The organism is Arthrospira sp. PCC 8006 (genome assembly GCF_046480465.1).
GTDB lineage: Bacteria > Cyanobacteriota > Cyanobacteriia > Cyanobacteriales > Microcoleaceae > Limnospira > Limnospira platensis.
The window spans coordinates 1-1,049 of sequence record NZ_PKGG01000471.1; the positions used below are offsets into that span (position 1 = coordinate 1).

A 1,049-nucleotide genomic window follows, 5' to 3' on the forward strand; every position below is an offset into this window, starting at 1 on the left:
TAAACTGGTGATTGGGGGCGGGTTTATGGAGTTCTGGGAAAGGGTGCGATCGCTTTTTTTAACCATGAGGGTGGCAGGTTATATAGCCTATTTAAGTAGGTTGGGTGGAGGAGGGGAACCCAACACCACCATCTCACCGCTGTTGGGTTTCACCCAACCTACTACCCAGAGCTATAGGCTCAAAAAACCATTATATATGTCGGCACGGTTTACCATTCTTTAATGGTAGGTCAAGCTCCGGYATTTGTCAAGRGGNAAAAACTGRGATTTTTAGAGTTTTTTTAGGATTGCCTAAACTGGTGATTGGGGGCGGGTTTTAGGGAGTGTTRGGAAAGGGTGCGATCGCTTTTTTTAACCATGAGGGTGGCAGGTTATATAGCCTATTTAAGTAGGTTGGGTGGAGGAGGGGAACCCAACACCACCATCTCACCGCTGTTGGGTTTCACCCAACCTACTACCCAGAGCTATAGGCTCAAAAAACCATTATATATGTCGGCACGGTTTACCATTCTTTAATGGTAGGTCAAGCTCCGGTATTTGTAAAGGGGAAAAATCGGGATTTTTCGAGTTTTTTTAGGATTGCCTAAACTGGTGATTGGGGGCGGGNTTTATGGAGTTCTGGGAAAGGGTGCGATCGCTTTTTTTAACCATGAGGGTGGCAGGTTATATAGCCTATTTAAGTAGGTTGGGTGGAGGAGGGGAACCCAACACCACCATCTCACCGCTGTTGGGTTTCACCCAACCTACTACCCAGAGCTATAGGCTCAAAAAACCATTATATATGTCGGCACGGTTTACCATTCTTTAATGGTAGGTCAAGCTCCGGTATTTGTCAAGAGAAAAAACTGAGATTTTTAGAGTTTTTTTAGGATTGCCTAAACTGGTGATTGGGGGCGGGTTTTAGGGAGTGTTGGGAAAGGGTGCGATCGCWTTTTTTWMACAWGWGGNGTGGSAGGTTATATGGGGAGCCAAGTATAATTGTGGTTAGCCATGTAAATACCAATCAGGTATGAAATTCCCATGGCTCTATTGCAGGGGGATATCCTAAT

The 1,049-nt window shown here is 45.4% G+C and carries 2 protein-coding genes; both read left to right on the top strand.

Features of this window, described 5'->3' with window-relative positions:
• A partial coding sequence (locus B9T16_RS28865) for a hypothetical protein (RefSeq protein WP_410246412.1) occupies positions 1 to 223 on the top strand: 223 nt, incomplete at its 5' end.
• A 387-nt stretch (positions 224 to 610) separates the two neighbouring features.
• Entirely contained in the window at positions 611 to 808 is a 198-nt protein-coding gene (locus B9T16_RS28870) for a hypothetical protein (RefSeq protein ID WP_234933705.1), read from the top strand.
• The last annotated feature ends 241 nt before the right edge of the window (positions 809 to 1,049 follow it).